The organism is Anaerocolumna chitinilytica (assembly GCF_014218355.1).
In the GTDB taxonomy this organism is placed as follows: Bacteria; Bacillota; Clostridia; order Lachnospirales; family Lachnospiraceae; genus Anaerocolumna; species Anaerocolumna chitinilytica.
This window is the reverse complement of record NZ_AP023368.1, coordinates 4,224,269-4,243,758: the sequence shown is the minus strand read 5'-3', so window position 1 is coordinate 4,243,758 and position 19,490 is coordinate 4,224,269. Positions and strand designations below refer to the sequence as shown.

Annotated in this window: 20 protein-coding genes; 17 read left to right on the top strand and 3 right to left on the bottom strand. The window is 37.2% G+C overall.

Annotated elements, in window-relative coordinates:
* The first annotated feature begins 36 nt into the window (after window positions 1-36).
* Window positions 37-438, top strand: coding sequence for an Imm7 family immunity protein (locus bsdcttw_RS18470; RefSeq protein WP_185256291.1), 402 nt, complete (start codon window positions 37-39; stop codon window positions 436-438).
* Window positions 439-546: 108 nt separating this feature from the next.
* Here bsdcttw_RS18470 and bsdcttw_RS18465 read toward each other — a convergent pair whose 3' ends face one another.
* Both bsdcttw_RS18465 and bsdcttw_RS18460 read right to left on the bottom strand, forming a co-directional pair.
* The gene (locus tag bsdcttw_RS18465) at window positions 547-2,337 is read right to left on the bottom strand and encodes an aminopeptidase P family protein (protein ID WP_185256290.1); all 1,791 of its coding nucleotides are present in this window, start codon (window positions 2,335-2,337) and stop codon (window positions 547-549) included.
* Between the two features lie 21 nt (window positions 2,338-2,358).
* Window positions 2,359-2,883 carry a peptidylprolyl isomerase gene (locus bsdcttw_RS18460; RefSeq protein ID WP_185256289.1) on the bottom strand — a complete coding sequence of 175 codons (525 nt, stop codon included), beginning with the start codon at window positions 2,881-2,883 and terminating at the stop codon, window positions 2,359-2,361.
* A gap of 622 nt (window positions 2,884-3,505) precedes the next feature.
* On the opposite strand from bsdcttw_RS18460, the gene bsdcttw_RS18455 reads away from it, so the two are divergent.
* From bsdcttw_RS18455 to bsdcttw_RS18380, 16 genes are all read left to right on the top strand, one after another.
* A complete protein-coding gene (locus bsdcttw_RS18455) occupies window positions 3,506-4,255 on the top strand; it encodes a DUF2087 domain-containing protein (RefSeq protein ID WP_185256288.1) in 750 nt (249 codons plus the stop codon).
* Window positions 4,256-4,348: 93 nt separating this feature from the next.
* Complete coding sequence (locus tag bsdcttw_RS18450) at window positions 4,349-4,660, top strand: DUF2087 domain-containing protein (RefSeq protein ID WP_185256287.1); 312 nt, start codon at window positions 4,349-4,351, stop codon at window positions 4,658-4,660.
* A gap of 122 nt (window positions 4,661-4,782) precedes the next feature.
* Window positions 4,783-5,550 (top strand): dihydroorotate dehydrogenase electron transfer subunit, encoded by a 768-nt coding sequence (locus bsdcttw_RS18445; protein ID WP_185256286.1) that lies wholly within the window; start codon window positions 4,783-4,785, stop codon window positions 5,548-5,550.
* A gap of 211 nt (window positions 5,551-5,761) precedes the next feature.
* The gene (locus bsdcttw_RS18440; protein ID WP_330602248.1) at window positions 5,762-6,667 is read left to right on the top strand and encodes a dihydroorotate dehydrogenase; all 906 of its coding nucleotides are present in this window, start codon (window positions 5,762-5,764) and stop codon (window positions 6,665-6,667) included.
* A gap of 35 nt (window positions 6,668-6,702) precedes the next feature.
* Window positions 6,703-7,377 (top strand): orotate phosphoribosyltransferase, encoded by a 675-nt coding sequence (gene pyrE, locus bsdcttw_RS18435; protein WP_185256285.1) that lies wholly within the window; start codon window positions 6,703-6,705, stop codon window positions 7,375-7,377.
* A 98-nt stretch (window positions 7,378-7,475) separates the two neighbouring features.
* Entirely contained in the window at window positions 7,476-7,628 is a 153-nt protein-coding gene (locus bsdcttw_RS18430) for a hypothetical protein (protein ID WP_207726429.1), read from the top strand.
* 400 nt (window positions 7,629-8,028) lie between these two features.
* Window positions 8,029-8,949 (top strand): hypothetical protein, encoded by a 921-nt coding sequence (locus bsdcttw_RS18425; RefSeq protein ID WP_185256284.1) that lies wholly within the window; start codon window positions 8,029-8,031, stop codon window positions 8,947-8,949.
* Window positions 8,950-8,989: 40 nt separating this feature from the next.
* On the top strand, window positions 8,990-10,093 hold the full coding sequence (locus bsdcttw_RS18420; RefSeq protein ID WP_185256283.1) for a CpaB family protein: 1,104 nt from the start codon (window positions 8,990-8,992) through the stop codon (window positions 10,091-10,093).
* Window positions 10,083-10,736: a hypothetical protein gene (locus bsdcttw_RS18415; RefSeq protein WP_185256282.1), complete on the top strand. Its 654-nt coding sequence runs from the start codon at window positions 10,083-10,085 to the stop codon at window positions 10,734-10,736. The genes bsdcttw_RS18420 and bsdcttw_RS18415 overlap by 11 nt, the downstream gene beginning before the upstream one ends.
* Before the next feature lies 1 nt (window position 10,737).
* Complete coding sequence (locus bsdcttw_RS18410) at window positions 10,738-11,550, top strand: hypothetical protein (protein WP_185256281.1); 813 nt, start codon at window positions 10,738-10,740, stop codon at window positions 11,548-11,550.
* Window positions 11,540-13,399 (top strand): ATPase, T2SS/T4P/T4SS family, encoded by a 1,860-nt coding sequence (locus bsdcttw_RS18405; RefSeq protein WP_185256280.1) that lies wholly within the window; start codon window positions 11,540-11,542, stop codon window positions 13,397-13,399. Before bsdcttw_RS18410 ends, bsdcttw_RS18405 begins: the two co-directional genes overlap by 11 nt.
* Entirely contained in the window at window positions 13,392-15,416 is a 2,025-nt protein-coding gene (locus tag bsdcttw_RS18400) for a hypothetical protein (RefSeq protein ID WP_185256279.1), read from the top strand. Before bsdcttw_RS18405 ends, bsdcttw_RS18400 begins: the two co-directional genes overlap by 8 nt.
* Window positions 15,417-15,525: 109 nt before the next feature.
* On the top strand, window positions 15,526-15,975 hold the full coding sequence (locus bsdcttw_RS18395) for a hypothetical protein (protein WP_185256278.1): 450 nt from the start codon (window positions 15,526-15,528) through the stop codon (window positions 15,973-15,975).
* Between the two features lie 2 nt (window positions 15,976-15,977).
* The gene (locus bsdcttw_RS18390; RefSeq protein WP_185256277.1) at window positions 15,978-16,412 is read left to right on the top strand and encodes a hypothetical protein; all 435 of its coding nucleotides are present in this window, start codon (window positions 15,978-15,980) and stop codon (window positions 16,410-16,412) included.
* A gap of 17 nt (window positions 16,413-16,429) precedes the next feature.
* Complete coding sequence (locus bsdcttw_RS18385) at window positions 16,430-16,942, top strand: hypothetical protein (protein ID WP_185256276.1); 513 nt, start codon at window positions 16,430-16,432, stop codon at window positions 16,940-16,942.
* Complete coding sequence (locus tag bsdcttw_RS18380; protein ID WP_185256275.1) at window positions 16,929-17,888, top strand: hypothetical protein; 960 nt, start codon at window positions 16,929-16,931, stop codon at window positions 17,886-17,888. The genes bsdcttw_RS18385 and bsdcttw_RS18380 overlap by 14 nt, the downstream gene beginning before the upstream one ends.
* A 6-nt stretch (window positions 17,889-17,894) precedes the next feature.
* On the opposite strand, the gene bsdcttw_RS18375 is transcribed toward bsdcttw_RS18380, so the two are convergent.
* On the bottom strand, window positions 17,895-19,220 hold the full coding sequence (locus bsdcttw_RS18375; protein ID WP_225903702.1) for a hemolysin family protein: 1,326 nt from the start codon (window positions 19,218-19,220) through the stop codon (window positions 17,895-17,897).
* Window positions 19,221-19,490: the final 270 nt, after the last annotated feature.

Here is a 19,490-nt window from a genome sequence, read left to right as displayed (position 1 = left end):
TAATGAGTCGAAGTAATTAAATGTTGGAGGTCTGCAATGTTAGAATATCATGGATGGATTAACATCAGAGGACAAGCATATTTTGTTGAAGATGATAACATAGATGAAATTGTTGAAAAAATTCAACATTATATTAATAACAATAATTGGAATAATGGATTGATGAGTCTATATCCGACAAACGGAGAGTATTTTTTGCATTTTTCGGGCTTTCACAACCACAATTATTCCGCACCACATGTTACTCTTTTTATGGAGTTCATTGCAGATGTGGCTCAAGGATCTTATGGAATTGTATATCTGTATGATGATGAAGCTCTAGATATCTTTGAAAACAAATTTAAAGTACTTGTACTTAAGCGTGGAGGAGTTACTGAGCAGGCAGATCCATTCCTGTCACCTTATTTCCCAGAGGTTGAGGATATACCAATGGAGTAATGCTCCAAAGACACCTTAATTTATAACCAAGCAGAAAAGAACAAGGAGCAACAGGTTTCCATAAACCACATTGCTCCTTGTTCTTTTATATAAAAACTATATAAAGGCTTAAATAGCTTTGGTTACTTCTTTTAACCAAACCTTTTCTTCTTCATTCAGATAAGGAGAAATCTTATCATATACCTCACTGTGATAGCGATTCAGACTGTCGATTTCTTTCTTTGTCATATAAGAAGTATCTACTGCTTCAAGGTCGATGGGAGCAAAGGTCAGGTGTTCAAAATACATGAACTGGCCATATTCGTTCTTGGCACCTTTGTGGCAGATTAATTCATTTTCCGTACGGATTCCATGGCTGCCTTCGATATATACACCTGGTTCGTCGGTCGTTACCATACCTTCTTCCAATACACAGCCGTCATCTCTTTCAGGAACCTTTTTCCAGCGAAAACCGTTAGGTGCTTCATGGACATTCAGAAGATAGCCAACTCCGTGGCCTGTACCGCATTTGTAATCCAAATCCATATCCCAGATAGGGCCTCTGGCCAGAATATCCAGGTTCTGTCCGATACAACCATAAAGGAATCTGGCATCGGCAAGATTTAACATACTTCTAAGTACAGCGGTGAAATGCTTCTTAATCTCATCACTGATTTCGCCAAGAATAATCGTTCTGGTAATATCCGTAGTTCCTTCAAAATACTGACCGCCGGAGTCTACCAGTAAAAGTCCTTCGGGCTTTAATACCGCATGGCTTTCTTCGCTGGCAGAGTAGTGCATCATAGCTGCATTGGCGTTGTAAGCACTGATAGTATTAAAACTAAGGTCTATAAAGCCTTCCTGGGCTTTTCTGCAATCTTCCAGATAGTCACTGGCACTGACTTCGGTTATCTCAGTCTTTCCAATGTTTTTCTTAAGCCAGTAGATGAATTTTGTAACTGCAACACCGTCTTTGATATGAGATTTACGGAGATTCTCAAGCTCGACGGAATTCTTAACAGCTTTAAGAAGAACCGTAGGATTTGGGGCATCAATAACAGAAGAACTGCTGCCAAGGTTTTTATAGATTGCGTAATTGACTTTGGCAGTATCCAATAATATTTTTTCATTTTCGGGAAGTGTTTTGACGAATTCATATATTTCAAAATAACCTCTGATTTCTACACTGAAATTCTTAAGTGTTGATTTGATTTCTTCTGAAAGCTTTGTTTCGTCCAGGAATAAGATAGCCTTATCCACGGTTATGACCGCATAGGAGAGAACAACCGGATTATAAGCGATATCTCCTCCGCGGATATTAAAGAGCCAGGCGATATCATCCAGTGAGGTTATGATATGGTAAGCGGCACCTTTTTTATTCATTTCACTTCGAACTGCTTCAAGTTTTAAAGCAGTGGATTTACCGGAGTATTTCTCCTCCAAAAGAAAAGCGGGAGCAGTAGGGAGTGCCGGGCGGTCTGTCCAGACTTCATCTACCAGGTCCTTATCATACTGAATGGTAATTTTCTTTTCAGAGAGTTTCTCACTTAAGCGAAGACCTAACTTTGCGTTAACAACTCTGCCGTCAAAGCCAAGAACTTCACCTTCCTTTAATTTATCAAAAAGGAATTCCTCTATGGTAGGAACACCTTCCTCACCCATTTTGTAAAGGGTAATTCCGGTACCGGCTAATTCTCTGGCAGCCTGAATAAAATATCTACCGTCCGTCCAAAGACCTGCTTCGTCCAGGGTAACAACCACACTACCTGCAGAACCGGTGAAACCGGATATATATTTTCTGGATTTAAAGTAATTTCCTACATATTCGGACTCATGAAAATCCGAAGTAGGCAGCAGAAAAGCCTGAATACCATTCTTCGCCATTAAGGCTCTTAAATGCTGTAATCTTTCTGTTATCATAGAATACCTCCTGTTATCATATTACATTTTTTCAGGTTCGCCGTATTCTTCTCCGAATAATTCAACGGTTACTTTTTTCATAACCTGAGGGGTAAGCGGTCTGTCGGAATAGTCTGTTCTTTCATCTGCAATTGCATTAACAACATCCATTCCTTCTGTTACTTTACCAAAAGCCGCATAGGAACCATCAAGATGAGGACTGTCCTTATGCATGATAAAGAACTGAGAACCTGCTGAATTAGGCATTTGGGATCTTGCCATAGAGATGACTCCGGCAGTATGCTTTAAGTTATTTTCAAAGTGGTTATATGAGAATTCTCCTTTGATGGAATAGCCTGGGCCTCCCATACCGGTACCTTCCGGATCTCCGCCCTGAATCATAAAACCACGGATAACTCTGTGGAAGATAATTCCGTCATAGAAGTTTTTCTGCACCAAAGAAATAAAATTCTTTACTGTATTAGGAGCTAGGTCAGGATAGAGTTCAAGTTTTATAAGACTGCCATTTTCCATTTCAATAGTTACAATAGGATTTTTTTCTGCCATTTTATATACCCTTTCTGTAATCTTATATTTACAAAAGATAATTATAGCATAGTTTAAATTGAGTGTCTAATGAAATTACATTGTATGCTATGGGAAATGTATAGAAATGCAATATGTAAAATAATAAAGGCGAACGATGACCAGAAGAGTTGTTTTGTGAGTTTGGCACCGGAAGTTCTTGCGCTCAAACAGTGGTACTGCTTTTCCTAGTAACGTTTTCTGACACTTAAGTGTCATTAAGGACCTCTCGAAACCAACTCACAAACCAACTCTTCTGGTCATCTGAAGTTCTCAATTATTATTTTGCGTATTTTGAAAGGAGGTAGTTTTATTTTTTTGATTATCTTAAAATAATTGAATGCTTTTTATAATAAAATTAAATAATGTTGTAAAATAATATAAACTAATATATAATAAAGTTTATTAAAATAATAAACTGATATACAATATGTAATGCATGAGCTACGTTGAAATAGACGATAAATCAATATCATGAAAAGGAACTTCCTCGAGATGAATGAAGAAAGATTATAGATACGTCTTACAAGATGAATATGGAAAAATCTAATAAAGGAATTTATAGCTAGTTAGCAATTTAAAGTGAGAAGGAGATTTTGGAAATATGAAAGCGGATGATTTTAGCGTGGAAGAGTTAAAGAATGGATATGAGTACTCTGATAAGGAGGGAGGAGAATGTATCTGCAGATATTGCGGAGAAAGGTTTATGCAAGGAGAGATTTATCCCATAAACGGACATTTTTATGAATATAGAAAGGCAGCGATGCAGCATGTCTACTTGGTTCACGGAGCACCTTTGGAAACGTTGTTGAAGTCAGAAAGCAAGTATATGACTTTAACGGATAATCAGAAACAGATTCTTTTGCTTATGGGCAAAGGGTTAAGTGATAATGAAATTGCAAAACAGCTTGAAGTTACTCCATCTACTATCAGGCATCAGAAGTTTATGTTCAGAGAGAAGGTAAAGCAGGCAAGGATGTTACTGGCAGCCTATGAATTGGCAGAGGAGAATACGATACTTGCGGATAATCTAATTCCCATTCATTCCGGTGCCACTATGGTGGATGACAGATATATCACTACAGAGGAGGAGAAGAAAAAGATACTGGATACAGCTTTTTACACTCTGGAACCGCTAAAGCTTAAGGGATTTCCGGCAAAAGAGAAGAAAAAAATTGTAGTTTTAAAGAAGATAGCAGAATCATTTGTAAAAGGCAGGCACTATGAGGAAAAGGAGCTTAACAGTATTCTTAAGTCAATCTATTCTGACTATCCTACGCTGCGAAGATACCTGATAGAATATGGCTTTATGGATAGAACCACGGATTGTAAGGAATATTGGCTGACAATGTAATGGAAAGAAGAGAAAGTGTAACAGTAATGGATTGAAGTTAAAGGAAATATACAATTTTCCTAATAAATGAACAAAGAAAAAGGAGAGCTTAAAATGGATAATATATTAATAGAAAGATTTAAGGATGAGAAAGAACTGTTTGAATCAATCGCTCAGTTTATCGATGAAAACCAGCGGATAAAGAGCTGGCCAGCCAAAAAAGAACGTAAAATGGCGGTACTTTATTACATTAGTACCAAATTTGAAAGCAGAACTGATTATTCCGAAAAAGAAGTGAATGAGATTATTAACAGATGGCATACCTTTGGTGACTTCTTCCTGTTAAGAAGAGGTCTGATAGATGAAAAGCTTTTATTAAGGGCAAAGGATGGAAGCAGGTATTGGAAAATGGAAATTAATTCTTGATTTCGTTTCATTCTAAGTTAACGGAAGCCTTAATAGAAAGAAAGTGAAAATGGTACTTGTACTGGATTTTGTTTTCGTTTATAATGTATGGGATTAAAAAATGGCACAGATGGGAGAAGACCATGGCAGTTTATGATAGAGCCCTTATAATATCCCAGGCAGAAGCAGCACCTGGAATTTTTAGTATGTGGCTGGAGACAGAAAAGATTGCGAAAGAGGCAAAGCCCGGGCAGTTTTTATCCTTGTATTGCGGCAGCGAAGACAAATTACTTCCAAGGCCTATTAGCATCTGCGAAATAAGTGAAGATAGAACCGCCCTGCGGCTTGTTTACCGTGTGGCAGGTAAGGGAACGAAGGAGTTCGCGGGGCTTAAAGCCGGGGATAGGATTGATGTAATGGGAGCTCTTGGAAATGGATTTCCCCTTAGCGGCAGTAAGGTCAAAGCTATCCTTATCGGAGGTGGTATCGGAATTCCTCCCATGCTGGAACTGGCGAAAGAACTGGACTGTGAAAAAAGTATTGTACTAGGTTACCGTGATCTCACATTTCTTGATAAAGAGTTTATTCCATACGGGCAGGTATACTTATCCACAGAGGACGGAAGCTGTGGAGTGAAAGGAAATGTTATTAATGCCATAGAGCAGAATGAACTGCAGGCAGATGTAATATATGCCTGTGGTCCGACACCTATGTTAAAAGGCGTGAAAGCATATGCCAAGGAACATAATATAACTGCTTGGCTGTCCTTGGAAGAACGTATGGCCTGCGGCATTGGTGCCTGTTTAGCCTGTGTCTGCAAGACGAAAGATACAGATCACCATACTCATGTAAATAATACAAGAATATGCAAAGAAGGTCCTGTGTTTCTGGCGGAAGAAATTGAATTATAATTATACTTATCTAAGGATTCAAAGCGGAGGTATTGCAGCGATATTTAGCCAATACCGTGATTAGGCAGCTCAAGGTGGAAATTCAAAAGCAATTTCCACCTTTGATTTAAGTATGTGCCAAAATGCATCACATGGAGGTAAGAGTGAAAGATAAATCTTTCACTCCCCCTGATTTCGTACGCGTGCTAAAGCACGCAGATGGGAGCTAAATATGATAAGTACAAAAGTTACCATAGCAGGTGTGGAATGGAATAACCCTGTTACAACAGCCTCCGGTACCTTCGGGTCGGGTATGGAATTTGCTGATTTTATGGACATAGGCAGGCTAGGAGCAGTGACCACCAAGGGAGTATCCTTTACCCCCTGGACCGGCAATCCGGTTCCGAGAATTGCAGAAACTGCAAGCGGCATGTTAAATGCCATAGGGCTTCAGAACCCCGGAGTAGAGGTTTTTGTAAACAGAGATCTTCCCTTTTTAAAGAAATATGATACCAAGGTTATTGTAAATGTCTGTGGAAAAACCACGGAGGACTATCTTAAGGTAGTGGAGCGCCTTGGTGAATGTGACGTAGATATGTTAGAAATCAATATCTCCTGTCCTAATGTAAAGGAAGGAGGAATTGCTTTCGGACAAAATGCTTGTTCGGTTGAAGAGATTACAAGACAGGTAAAAAAGTATGCCAAACAGCCTGTGATTATGAAGTTAAGCCCGAATGTAACGGATATCAGAGAGATGGCAAAAGCAGCTGAGGCAGGTGGTGCGGATGCATTGTCTTTAATTAACACCCTTACCGGAACTAAGATTGATATTCATAAAAGAAAATTTGTCTTAGCCAATGAAACAGGAGGTTTGTCAGGACCGGCTATCAAACCAGTTGCTTTACGTATGGTGAACCAGGCTGCTAGGTCTGTTAGAATTCCTATTATTGGAATGGGCGGAATTATGACCGGAGAGGATGCCATTGAATTTTTGATGGCAGGAGCAACAGCTGTTGCGGTTGGTACTGCGAATTTTAGAAATCCTATGGCAACTGCGGAAGTAATTGAAGGAATACAGACATTTCTTGTAAATGAAGGTATAAATGATATCAATGAAATCATTGGTTGTGTAAACTAGCGGAGCAATATTCTTATCAGGAAAGGGAGAAAAAGATGGAAAAGTACAAACAGGAATTTATCGAATTTATGGTGGATTGCGGAGTTTTAAAATTTGGAGATTTTACAACAAAGAGCGGACGTAAAACACCATTTTTTATCAATGCAGGTTATTATCGTACCGGTTCACAGCTTAGAAAGCTTGGGGAGTATTATGCGAAAGCGATTAAATCTGCCTTTGGGCTGGAGTTTGATGTACTCTTTGGGCCGGCTTATAAAGGGATTCCCTTAAGTGTTGCTACCTCCATGGCAATCAGTGAATTCTATGACACGGATATACGCTACTGTTCCAACCGAAAAGAAGTGAAGGACCATGGTGATAAGGGAATACTTCTTGGCGGCCCTATATATGATAAGGATAAAATCGTAATCATTGAAGATGTTACCACCGCAGGAACCTCTATCGGTGAAACAATGCCCATACTAAATGCCCAGGGAGAGGTGACTGTTTTAGGGCTTGTAGTATCGGTAGACCGTATGGAAAAAGGCCAGGGGGAAAAGAGTGCACTGGCGGAGATTGAAGAAGTTTATGGCATTCAAACAACTTCTATCGTAACGATGGAAGAAGTAGTTGAACATTTGTATAATAAGCCTTATAATGGAAATGTCATAATAGATGATGCTCTGAAAAGTGCAATAGAGAATTATTATAAGCAATACGGAGCGCACTGAATCTATTAGGTTTTTATAGCAGTCGGCTTGCAGGCTGTAAGGTATTGAATTTGGAAACTTACGAAAGTGCTGCAACAGGCAGCAGACAGGAGTTGGATATGAGTGAGAAAATCTATACTACCATGAAGTCTGTCGGGGTAGGCAATCTTATTATTGGAATTCTGCTTATTGTCACCGGTATAGCCAGCGGCGTTCTGGTGATTGTAAACGGAGCCAGATTACTAAGGAAAAAATCTGAAATATTATTCTAAACAAATTTAAAAAGACCTCTCATAAATGGTTAGCAGATGAGAGGTCTATTTAAGTTTGATTAAGTCTTACCTTTTTTAACTATCATAATTCCGGAGATTGTGGTGTTTTGCACCTTGAGGTGGAGTTATTTTAGTTTTGTTTTAAAGAAATTGAAAAAATCACTTTACATTTCCATTATTTTCATATAATATAATTACATCTTATATTCTTCTTTTATATCTTTTAATTCAATTTTAATTCCTTTTTTCCCGAAGTATTCTAAACAAGTGAGGTGTTATTATTATGCCGGTATAACGATTTTAATACTATAACAAGGAGATATTGACATATTTAGGAATATACTCCAAGAAAAAGTGGAGATTGTGTATGTGCACGGAAGCACACAGAGGGGAGCCAAATATGAAAATTGCATTTTGGAGCAGCGCCAGAGGCAGCATTGGCGTTACAAGTAACTTAGCCTGTGTCAGCATAGCTATGGCCTTTGAGAGCTCCTGTAAAACAATGCTATTAGAAAATCACTATCAGAAAAATCCGCTAGAAAATATGCTTATTCACAGGCAGGATCAAAAGTTGGTCAAGAATACCATAGGCACTAACCGATATAGAGGGCTCGAACACATAATTAATCAGATGTGGAAGGAGCAGGAAAAACGCAGATATTATTACAGCGAAGTACAGAATGGAAAAATGCAGGAAGAAATGTGGACACTGCATGATTTACATCCAAAAGAGAAAAAACTCTTCTACAAGAAGAATGAGAAACTTATGAAAGAAGCATCTGTTGAAATTCTAATAAATTCTTTATATTATCTTCCCACGGGAAATCATTTTAATCAATCCATATTTGACTATACCCTTAACGACAACATTATGAAAATCTTATGGGCAAGTGAGAACTTTGCTCCTTATACTTTTATTGATACCTCAAATGAAAATAATTTAAGTTCTAAAATCATACTGGAGGAAGTCGACATTGTAGTAGTTACCCTAATGCCGCAACAGGATGTGATAGAGCAGTTTTTTCGTAATTATTCTTCTCTTTTATCAAAATGCATTATTCTTCTGAACCTATCGAAAAATAACAATTCACAAATCAGTAATATTTCCAGTAAGTATTCCTTTCAGCTCTCAAGGATAATCCCAATTCCCTATAATATGGAGTATAGCCAGGCAATTTTGCAGGGAAGGGTCGTAGAGTTTATGATGCGTAATTACAGATGTAAGAGTGAACATCCAAACTATCCCTTTATAAACAGCATAAGGCATGTATCTGCTGTTTTGCAACGAATACAAGATAAGTCCCTTGGATGTAAAAACTGAAATCAGAGCTGTTTTCAATATGATAGAAAGGACAAATAAAATGAGTAAAAGGCTAAAAAGGCCGCTTCCAAAGAGGCAGATAGTAAAAAGGGTACTAGCCTTAAGTTTCTGCATTCTTTTACCAGTCAGTATTTTCCTGGGATATTCCGAAATCAAAGACTTCTATGAAGAAAAAATAAAAGTTATTTCACAGGAAATGGCCGGCTATACTGTCACAGTTTATGAAGCTTCTTCTGATATTAGGGCCGGTGAGATTATCACCAAGAAGATGGTAAAGCTTAAAACTACTTTATCCGGACAGAAACAGAGCAGTTTCATAAAGGCTGAAGATATCGGAGGACAGGCATTAGTGGATATACCGAAAGGAACCCAGGTCCTAAAAAACATGACCCAGAATACTACAATAGAGGATGGCCAGCGTGAACTGGAATTTTCATTAAATATTGCAGGTGAGAATATTAAGAAAGGAGATTATACGGATATCAGGCTGCGATACCCTGACGGTGAGGACTATATTGTACTAAGTAAGAGCTATATCAGTCGTATTGATTGGGAAAATGGTTATTTATATATGAATCTGTTACCGGAAGAAATCCACCTTATCTCTTCGGCTTTGGTTGATTGTTATTTAAACTCCGGGTCCTATCTATATACTACAAGATACATAGCAGCTTCTTATCAAACCCCTTCTTCAGTAACCTATTCTCCAAATGAAAATGTATTAAAACTGATAGAAAAAGATCCAAATGTTATAGTAAAAGCCAGAGAATATCTAAATGAATTGGATAGACGAAGTCTGGAAGAGAGATTGAGAAATTATTATAGTCAATATGGCAGCAGCCAATCAGATACTTATGCAGAAAGCGGTGGAATCATAGATAGTTCTAACAGTAGTCCTCTATATTATATTACCGGAAAAGTAGGAGCTTCTAAACAGAAGAGCACAGAAGTATCTGATAAGGTAACAGATACATCGGAGGAAACTAAGGGACAAGAGTCGTCAGAGGTATCAACACAATACACTATACCACTGGATGATGAAGCTTCAGCTGGAATTTCAAAGGATACAATAGAGGAAGGTTATAATTTTAATCAGGACAGAGCTTCCTATGAACAAGACCAGGAGGTTGAATATGCCGAGTAAAGCTAATTGTATAGGGTTTGCAGGGACGGACAGTTATGACTTAATTATATACCTTGCTGCGATGCTTACCGCTGCGAAGAGAAAAATATTACTTTCAGATAATTCCTGTCAGAAAGCCCTGACTTTTTGTGTTCCTTTGTCTGATGCGAAAGTAAGAAATAGGACCGAGATTTGTTATAAAGGAATAAATTTTTTACAAGATATCAATCTGGTACCGTCGGAGGAATATGACTTTGTTCTTGCAGATTATGGGAATAATGTTAATCATTTGGGCTTACAAGGCTGTAATACGCTGTTCTTAGTAACGGATACTGGTTTGCACAACATAGCTGTTATTGAGCCTCTTGGGATACAATTTAAGAATGTTTATCTTCTTTTGAGAGAGATTCCGGAGGGCATGAAAGAAGAATATATACATAAGCTTTTGCAGGTAAAGGGATTGGATGAGAAGAAAAGCTATTATTTCTATTTGGATGATTCTGATAGAGAAGCTATGGCTGCACTGCAATATAATAATAGCTTAAGTTATCGAGAACTCTCACCAAGTGTGAAATTTTTCATATGGGATATCTTACAGGAGGTTTTTAAATTGGGAAAGAATGAAATAAAGCTGGCAGAAAAAGAACTAAAAAGGAGGCATTAGGATGCATGCTGTTTTTTGGAGTCCGGTAGCAGGTAAGACAGGCACAACTGCATCCCTTATGGCAACTGCTCTTTTGGCAGCATATAAGTATGAGAAGAAAGTACTTTTGACACAGACCCATTATGGCAGCAGTGATTTGGAAGAACGTCTTCTTGGTAGAATGCCTAAGAAAGAGCTGCTGCAGGATATTGGTCTAGATGCAATTCTTAGATTGATAAGAACACGAAATATAAAGGAGGGCACTAACTCTCTGAAAGACTATACACTGGATTTAGGAAAGGGAGGACTTCACCTGCTTCCCGGTACTCTAAAGGTTTACAGTAAAACCCTTGAAGAGGAACTATTAACATATCTGCCGGCTTTATACCAGTATTTAAATAAAGATTATGACATGATCTTCACTGATGCTTCTCATAGATGTAATCCGGTTTCTACTATGCTCTGGGAAGAAGCTGATTTGTTGATAGTTACGCTTTCCCAGAATAAGGACATGATAGAGAATAGCCTTATACAGTATCAATTCCCATTAAAGAAGACAATTTTTTTAATTGGAAGTTATCATAGAGATTCTATCATATGTCCTAGGAACCTTGAAAAAACATACAAAGAGTTAAAAGGTAGGTTATATACAATACCTTATTATACGGCTTTTATGGATGCTATTTCAGAAGGAAAATGCCAGGAAATGTTTCTAAAAAATCTGACCATAAGAAATAAAACTGACAAAAGTGACTTTTTTGAAAGGATATCAAAAGTGACTGAACTGTTAATTACGAAGGCCGCGGATAAAGGAGGAACAGGGTTTGGTACTTAATTTACTGCTGATTATTTTGATATGCTCTCTTCTTATTATGTTGGCATATAGGAGATTTCTAAAAGCAGTGAAAGTGCTGCCACCTCATCATGAGCTTACGATAGAAGGGTTTATTAATGCTGTGGATTTCGTATTCGAAGATATACTTGGCAGAGATTTCAGAGAATTGAATTTAAATCAAACGGAAACAGAAAAAAGGGAAAATATCAGGAGACTTATAAGAAAGAACTTAAAAGAATGTGCTGCCGGGGACGAGAAAGCAAAGGAATATATCAAAGATTATATGGAAGAAATTATTCGATCATTGGAAGGAGTAAATGAGGAAACTATCGATAATATTATACCTTTTGAAAACTCAACCCGTTTAGATGCCCAAGACAAATTCGAAATACTTCTCTATATTTATAAGGTCAATTATGGGAAAGAGGGGCTTATTAAGCTTTTTGAAAGTCATAAGCTGGATAACTTGAAAAAAACTGACAGTGGCAGCTATTATTCTGTCACGGGAGAAGATATTAATAGAGTATATTTTGAGGAAGGAATCCGTCTAAAGTATGATGATAAGATTAAGATAATTACGCAAAGAGTGTATCAGCAGTATAGAGGCTTTGGAGTAATAGATGCAATCAGAGATATGAAGATTGACGGAGTTTCAGGCGGAATATCCTCATTTGAACTATCTGCAGAAAGCTCAGGGGGTAATTTAGAAGAAAGTTTTAGAGGATTCTATAAAAGTACGGACCAACGAAGGAGAAAGACATTGAATGCAGATACCAGCTTATTGGATGTCTGGATTTTTTATCAGGGTAAGACTATATGCCTTGCATTTTTATCATTTCCCAATGAAAAAGAATTGATACGGGTATGCAAGAACATATATCGCAACAATCACCCCGGTCTATTAAGTGAGACAAAAGGGTTTATGGTTAATGATATGAAGGATGGCTCCAGAGTAGTGGTATTCAGGCCTCCAGTGGCTTCCGGCTGGGCATTTTTTGTAAGAAAGCATGATGTAATTACCAATATGGATATTGGGCGAATCATAACAGAAGAAAATTGTGAGCTGGTCATCAAGCTGTTAAGCTGGATGGTAAAGGGGTGTTTATCTATGGTTATTACCGGAGAGATGGGAAGCGGAAAGACAACTCTATTAAAGCTCTTAGTTCAATTTATTGAAGAAATCTATCCTATCCGCGTATTTGAACAGGTCTATGAGTTGAATCTCAATAAAGCCTATCCTGGTAGAAACATTCTTTCTTTAAGAGAAAGTTCTGCTGTGAGTGGTCAGGAGATCTTAAATACCATGAAAAAAACAGATGGCACAGTATTGATCCTGGGAGAGGTGGCATCACATGAAACTGCCAATTACCTTGTTGAGATATCCGGAATCTCTAAAATGACACTTTGTTCTCATCATGCAGAAACAACAGAAGATTTCATTTCATATTTAAAAATAGCACAGCTTCGAGCCGGTGGTTTTCACAATGAAAGTCTGGCAGAATATCAGGCGGCAGGTTCTATCGGAATTGATATCCATATGGAGAATAAGAATGGACACCGCTATATCTCAAGAATTACCGAAATATTACCTTATGATAATAAAGAATTGCCTTCTGGACTAGTGGATGCTACCAGAGAATATTATCATAGAAGAACTAGCCCGCGAACCTTTGAAACCAAAGACATTCTCACCTTTCAAGAAGGAAAGTATGTATTCCCCGGGCATTTATCCGAAAGAAACAAGAAGCGTATCTGTGAGAATCTCCCGGACAGTGAAAAAGAAGAATTCTTAAAGTTCTCCGAAACTATGGTCTATTGTAACAGGGAGGATAGGAAGACTTATGGATAATAGGGCAATGATTCGTTTAATTATAGTACTTTTATTCTTTTTTTCAGTTGGAATTTCGGTGTTATACTTTTGTTTAAAGAAAAGAATTATTTTTCGGGAGAGCTTTAGCATTTATAGAACAGAAGGTATGAATCCGGGGATTAACTACATATTCCGTATTTATGATTTTTTCAGTTGGTTTCTATTAACCAGAAGATTTATAAAGAGTTTGGCTAAAAGATATGAAATCCTATATCCGGGAGGAGAAGCTGAGGCAGAAAAAAGAGTTGTATGGCTTGCTTTAAAGATATTGATAGCCGATGTAATAATCCTGTCAGTTTTATTTTCTTTTGACAGAAGCTGGTATTATGTACTTTTAGCAGTTTTTTATCTGTATACAGGCAGCAGCAGTTTAATACTTTTTGAGGAACAGCGAGAAAAAAGGAGGTTATTACTTCAATTTGATGTGTTCCTTTCAGAAATCAGACAGATATATCAAATGCATGGTATGATAGATGAAGCAATCTATGATGCTATGGAACTTAGTAAAAACCCAATAAAACTTCATGCTAAATGCTTTTATAACATATTGACCGATATGGAAGCAGTGAAGAAAAGGGAGGATTATAACCGGCATATACCGGATAGATTCTTAAAATCTTTTTTAAATCTTTCTATTATTATCCAGAACTTTGGTGACACAAAAGTAGATGGGCAATCACTCTTTCTTACGAATATCCGCTATTTAAGGCAGGAAATACATATAGAAATTATCAAAAGAGATAAAATACGGCATTTATTTTCCGGGTTAACACTTATTGCTGTCCTTCCAATAATTTTTCTGAAATTAATAGAGGCATGGGCCGTTAACAGTCTTCCTCAACTTGATAATTTCTATAATAGAACACCTGGAATTCTTATTATCTTCTTTCTGTTTCTTTTTACCTTCTTCTCCTATCAGCTTCTTGTGACCCTGCGTGAGGGGAGGAGTGTATATCCAGTAAATAATATCTTCCTTCAGGCACTATGCGGCAAAAGAGCAATAAATCATATTTTAGAAAATTTCTTAAGCAAGAATTACGGGAAAGCAAAGAAAAGAGAGGAGTTTCTTCGGCTTAATGGTGAATCCCTGACGATAAAGCAATTTACATTAAAAAGTCTCCTCTATGGTGCAGCAGGCTTTTTAAGCTGTGTTATGCTGATTCTTTTTATCCATATGGAAAATAGAGAGAGTGACCTGAAACCAAATGCTTTGCCCTATGGTACCAGTGCTTTATCCGATGAGGAAGCACTGGATTTATCGGAGGCAGTAGTCTTTTATACGAAAAAATATTTAAAAGTTAAGATGAGCTATCAGGAAATCAAAGGAATAGTGACAGATGAAGGAATTATAAAGAATAAGAATCTTCAGGATATTGCAGCAGAAGATATCTATCGTAAAATTAAAAGTATCAATGGAGAGTACTTTAAGTGGTATGAATTTCTGGCTACTATTCTGGCAGCTGTGGGATTTTATCATATACCCCATATAACTCTGCTTTTGCTTAAGAAAGTGCGTCAGAGGGAGATGGAAGATGAGGTATTTTCTTTTCAGTCAGTCATCTTGATTCTTATGCATATAAAGAGAGCTGACACGTCACTGATTCTTGAATGGATGGAAGAATTCTCTTATGTCTTTCGAGATTCCTTAAGAACCTGCAGCATTAACCTGCCTTTGGGTGAGTGGGAGGCTTTGGAAGCGCTAAAGAGCAAGGAACCTTTTAAGCCTTTTTACAAACTGATTGAAGAACTGCAAAACAGTGATAAGATTGGCTTGGAGCAGGCTTTTGATGATGTGGAGCAAGAGAGAACGAATTATCTGGAAAAAAGAGCACTGGACAATGAAATCAGTATTCAGGAAAAAGCAATATTAGGACAGATGATAGCTTTTGTGCCATTCGCTTTAACAGTAGGTCTCTATATTATAGTTCCCTTTGTTTTAGAAGGACTTAGTATGTTCAAGGTTTATATTGAGCAGATAAATATGAAAGGAGGGTAAGAAAGGCGCTGTAAAGGGAAACGTATATCAGTAAGGTTAGAATTTTGAGTAGTAGTTTTAAAAAATTTAAAATTCAACCACACATTAAACAATTAAGGGAGATAAAAGTATGGAAAATTCATTAAAAGGATTAATTCTGGCTGCCGGTGTCATAATTACTTGTCTTGTAATTGGTTTGGGATTTTATATCGGACGTGAAGCAAATGCCGCAGCAACCAATGGGACCGGTCAGATCAGCCGAATGAATAAGGAATTTGCAGAGTCGGATAAGGTTATGTACGATGGTTTGGATGTAACAGGCAGCGAAGTAATTAATGCTATCAATAAGTTTAAGAATGAGGACATTGCAGTAAAGGTAACTACGAAGAAGTCTGTTGTTTATTACAATAGAACCTTAACAGATACAGATACCAAAATCGGAGATGTGAGCCCTGCCTCAGTAAAGGATACACAGACGATAACCAGTAATTATTATATTAACCAGAAAGCGCAATTTACGGGAGCTATTTTAAGAGATACGAATTCAACCATTATAGGAATCTCTTTTACACAGAAGTAATTATGGAACAGGTTAATAAATTATTGGAATTGATGGCATACACTTTACTTTTTTGCCTGGCTGTCAGCTTTTTACTCCTTACGTTTAATAATATTGGGCAAAGTATATCCCTGCTGCAGATTTCAATGTATAGGCAGAACATTATTAAAGAGCAGGAATTCGATAATTATACGGATGATGAGCCTATACTGATTGCCACCAGAGGAGAAATTATTGGTTTACTTACCGGTTCAATGGAGGTAAATATTAATATTAACGGAATGCTTTATACACCGGATTCGTTTGAAAGAGACAGCTTTGATTACACTACTTTACCGGAAGGTATTTATCGTAAGGAATATGTACTGGAGGACTTTAATTCCGATGAAAAAACCTCCGAGACAAGGGAGCAAAATTCATCAATTAAAGAAATTATATTTACACTTATAGATAAATAATTAGCAGGAGGCTTAAAATGAATGCGTTTAGTAAATTGATAGCCATATTTGCCGGAGTCCTGTTATTATTTATTACTCCACTGCTGTATACTGCGCAGAAACAGGATTCCATATGTCAGTTGTATGTAACCGAGGAGACAATTAAGCTTGTTGATAGTATCAGGGCAGAGGGGGTGCTTAATCAGACTATGTATTATGATTATATCAATAGAATTGATAAAACCGGTAATCTTTATAGTATCAGGATTACTCATGCCCATAAAATGATAGCACCGGACTATGATGAAGCTACAGATAAGGTATCAGATACAATCAGCAGTTATTATTATAATACCTATGAAGAGGAGATACTACGAGCTTTTGATGAAGGGCGGGAGTATAGATTTTCACAAGGTGATTATATTTCAGTCAGAGTTATGAACCGCAATAGAACACTGGCGCAAAGGATGAGTCTCTTGCTTAAAAGAAAGAGTGAAGAGATATCAATTCTGGTTACTTATGGAGGATTAATTCGGGATGAAGCTGACTGATTTTGCTTTCATATTTGTAATATTTGAGATACTGCTTTTTTGTATACTTGATATCAGACTAAATGGGCTTGAGGCAGTCACTGAAAAGTCCAATGCCTACAATACGTCTATAGACAATGCTGTTGATGACGGCTGTTACTTCCTGGTGGAGGAGGATAGCAGCCGTGTTCTGCATACCAACAAGGAAAAAGCAGTCAATCAGTTCTTTACTTCACTTTATGCTAACTTTGGGGTAATCGGTGAATCGGCGCTGGAAGAACAATTAAGAAGATATGTCCCAATTGTCCTGATTACGGATAGAGACGGGTTTTATATCAACTATTCAGAAGTCATTGAGAAGAATGGAGAAAAGATTCTAAGAAGACGGTGGAGCGAAAAAATTCCCTATGTATATGAAGATGAAAAGGTAATCTGCTGTTTCACCCTTGATAACTATATCAGGATTATCGATAAGCAAAGCAATACAGTTATAGAAGGGGATTACAAAGATTTAAAAGATTCAATTGCCAGCCCTTTTCTTAAGGAGGATGACTTATTTGATGAAACACGTAGAAACACAGTGATTAATGAGATAATGAAGAACATGGCTATCTATATTAATTCTTATAATGATATTGCAGGACAATTCGGTATAACCTACAAGTTCTGGCTGCCAAGTATAGATAGGACTGACTGGGATAGAACCATTGACGATATAAGCCTATTTGTGATCTTTCAGGGATATCCTTACCAGACAGGTACTCTTGATACTTATAATCGTTATGCTTATGGGGGAGCCAGGATCAGCAAATCTAGAACCTACTTTATAACGGAAGATGACGGTAAAAAATATTACCATAAAAATAACTGTACGGTATTAACCAATGAAGTTTTAAGTGAACCCTATTATAGCAGAGAGGAATGCGCAAAAGATCACGCATTCCCCTGTTCTAAATGTATACAATAAATATTTTTAATCAATGGGATAACTTTCAGCAGTAATTTTTTCTCTAACGGGACCGGCATCTGCAGTGTTTAAGGATATATCCTCAGAGGTAATATCATTATCCTCCGGTAAAAGTACAATATGTACTTTATCAATACGATTTTTCATAACAGAATCCACAGTATAGACCACATTGCCGTCTGTTATACTCTCGCCTACCTCCGGCAGGTGGTCGAGAAGATATATCATATGGCCTGCAATGGAATCATAATCATCCGATTCCAAATCCAAACCTACGATTTCATTAACTTCATCCAGTTTGGTATTTCCGTCTGCAATGTATTCCGTATCGGATATCTTGCGGATGCTGTCTTCTTCGTCAGCATCGTATTCATCTCTGATTTCGCCGACGATTTCTTCCAGTAAATCTTCCAAGGTTATAAGACCTGTTGTTGTACCATATTCATCTATTACAATTGCAAGGGATACGTAATTCTTTCGCATTTCCTTTAATAGTTCGGTAGTCTTTTTATACTCATAAGTAAAATAAGGCTCCCTCATAACATCTTTTATATGAAAATCTTCTTCGCTGCCCTGATAGAAAAAGATATCTTTCAGATTGACAATACCAAGAACATAATCCCTGGAGTCGCTGTAAACAGGCATTCTTGAGTATTTATCCTTTGAGAATAACTCAACTATCTCATCATAGGAGAGAGAAATCTCTGCAAATACCATATCTATACGGGGAACCATAACATCCTTGGCCATGGAATCACCAAAATCCACGACATTGGTAATCATCTGTTTCTCATCCATTTCAATTACACCTTCTTCATGGCTGACCTCAACGATAGAGCGCAACTCATCCTCTGTAATGACTGAGGCTTTTTCATTTGTCTTTGCATGAAATAGTATAAGAAATAAGGAAGAAATCTTAGTTATAAGGAAGGTCAGGGGTGCCATGACTCTGATAATTAAAAGAAGAACACCTGCGTACTTTAGTGTGAACTTTTCAGAATCAATCTCTGCCAGAGTATTCGGAATCATCCTGGCAAATACCAGCATGAAGAAGATAAGTAAAACAATCGTAATTATAATCCCGAAAGGCTTAAAATGATCAATGGCAAGAGAAGTAGTTAGTGATGATATGGCTATATTCAGAATTAGATTGCCAATTAATAAGGTAGTCTGCATCCGTCCAGGGATTTCCATTAGATTATTCACCAGTTTGGCTCTTTTGTTTTCCTCTTCTGCCAGACTGCGTATCCGCAGCTTATTAACGGTTGTAAAAGCTGTTCTAGCTGATGAAAAAAAGATGGATAGCAGCATTAAAATACCTATTAATATCATACACGTGACTTCGCTCGAGTCCAAATAATCATCTCCTATTCTGTGGTGGGGCAATAAATTCTCCTTTACTTTTAAAACTGTATAGCTGCTAAAAGTATAGGCATAATAAATTCTACATGAAAATATAGGAAATGTCAATAATAACACATTTGTTATTGACCTCGATTTAACTCTAGGTATTATAATAAAAACATGTTTAACTTACTAGTGTTTGGAGTTAACTTACAAAAGAGTATAAGAAGATAAAATGTTCCCGATAAAATGTAAGGA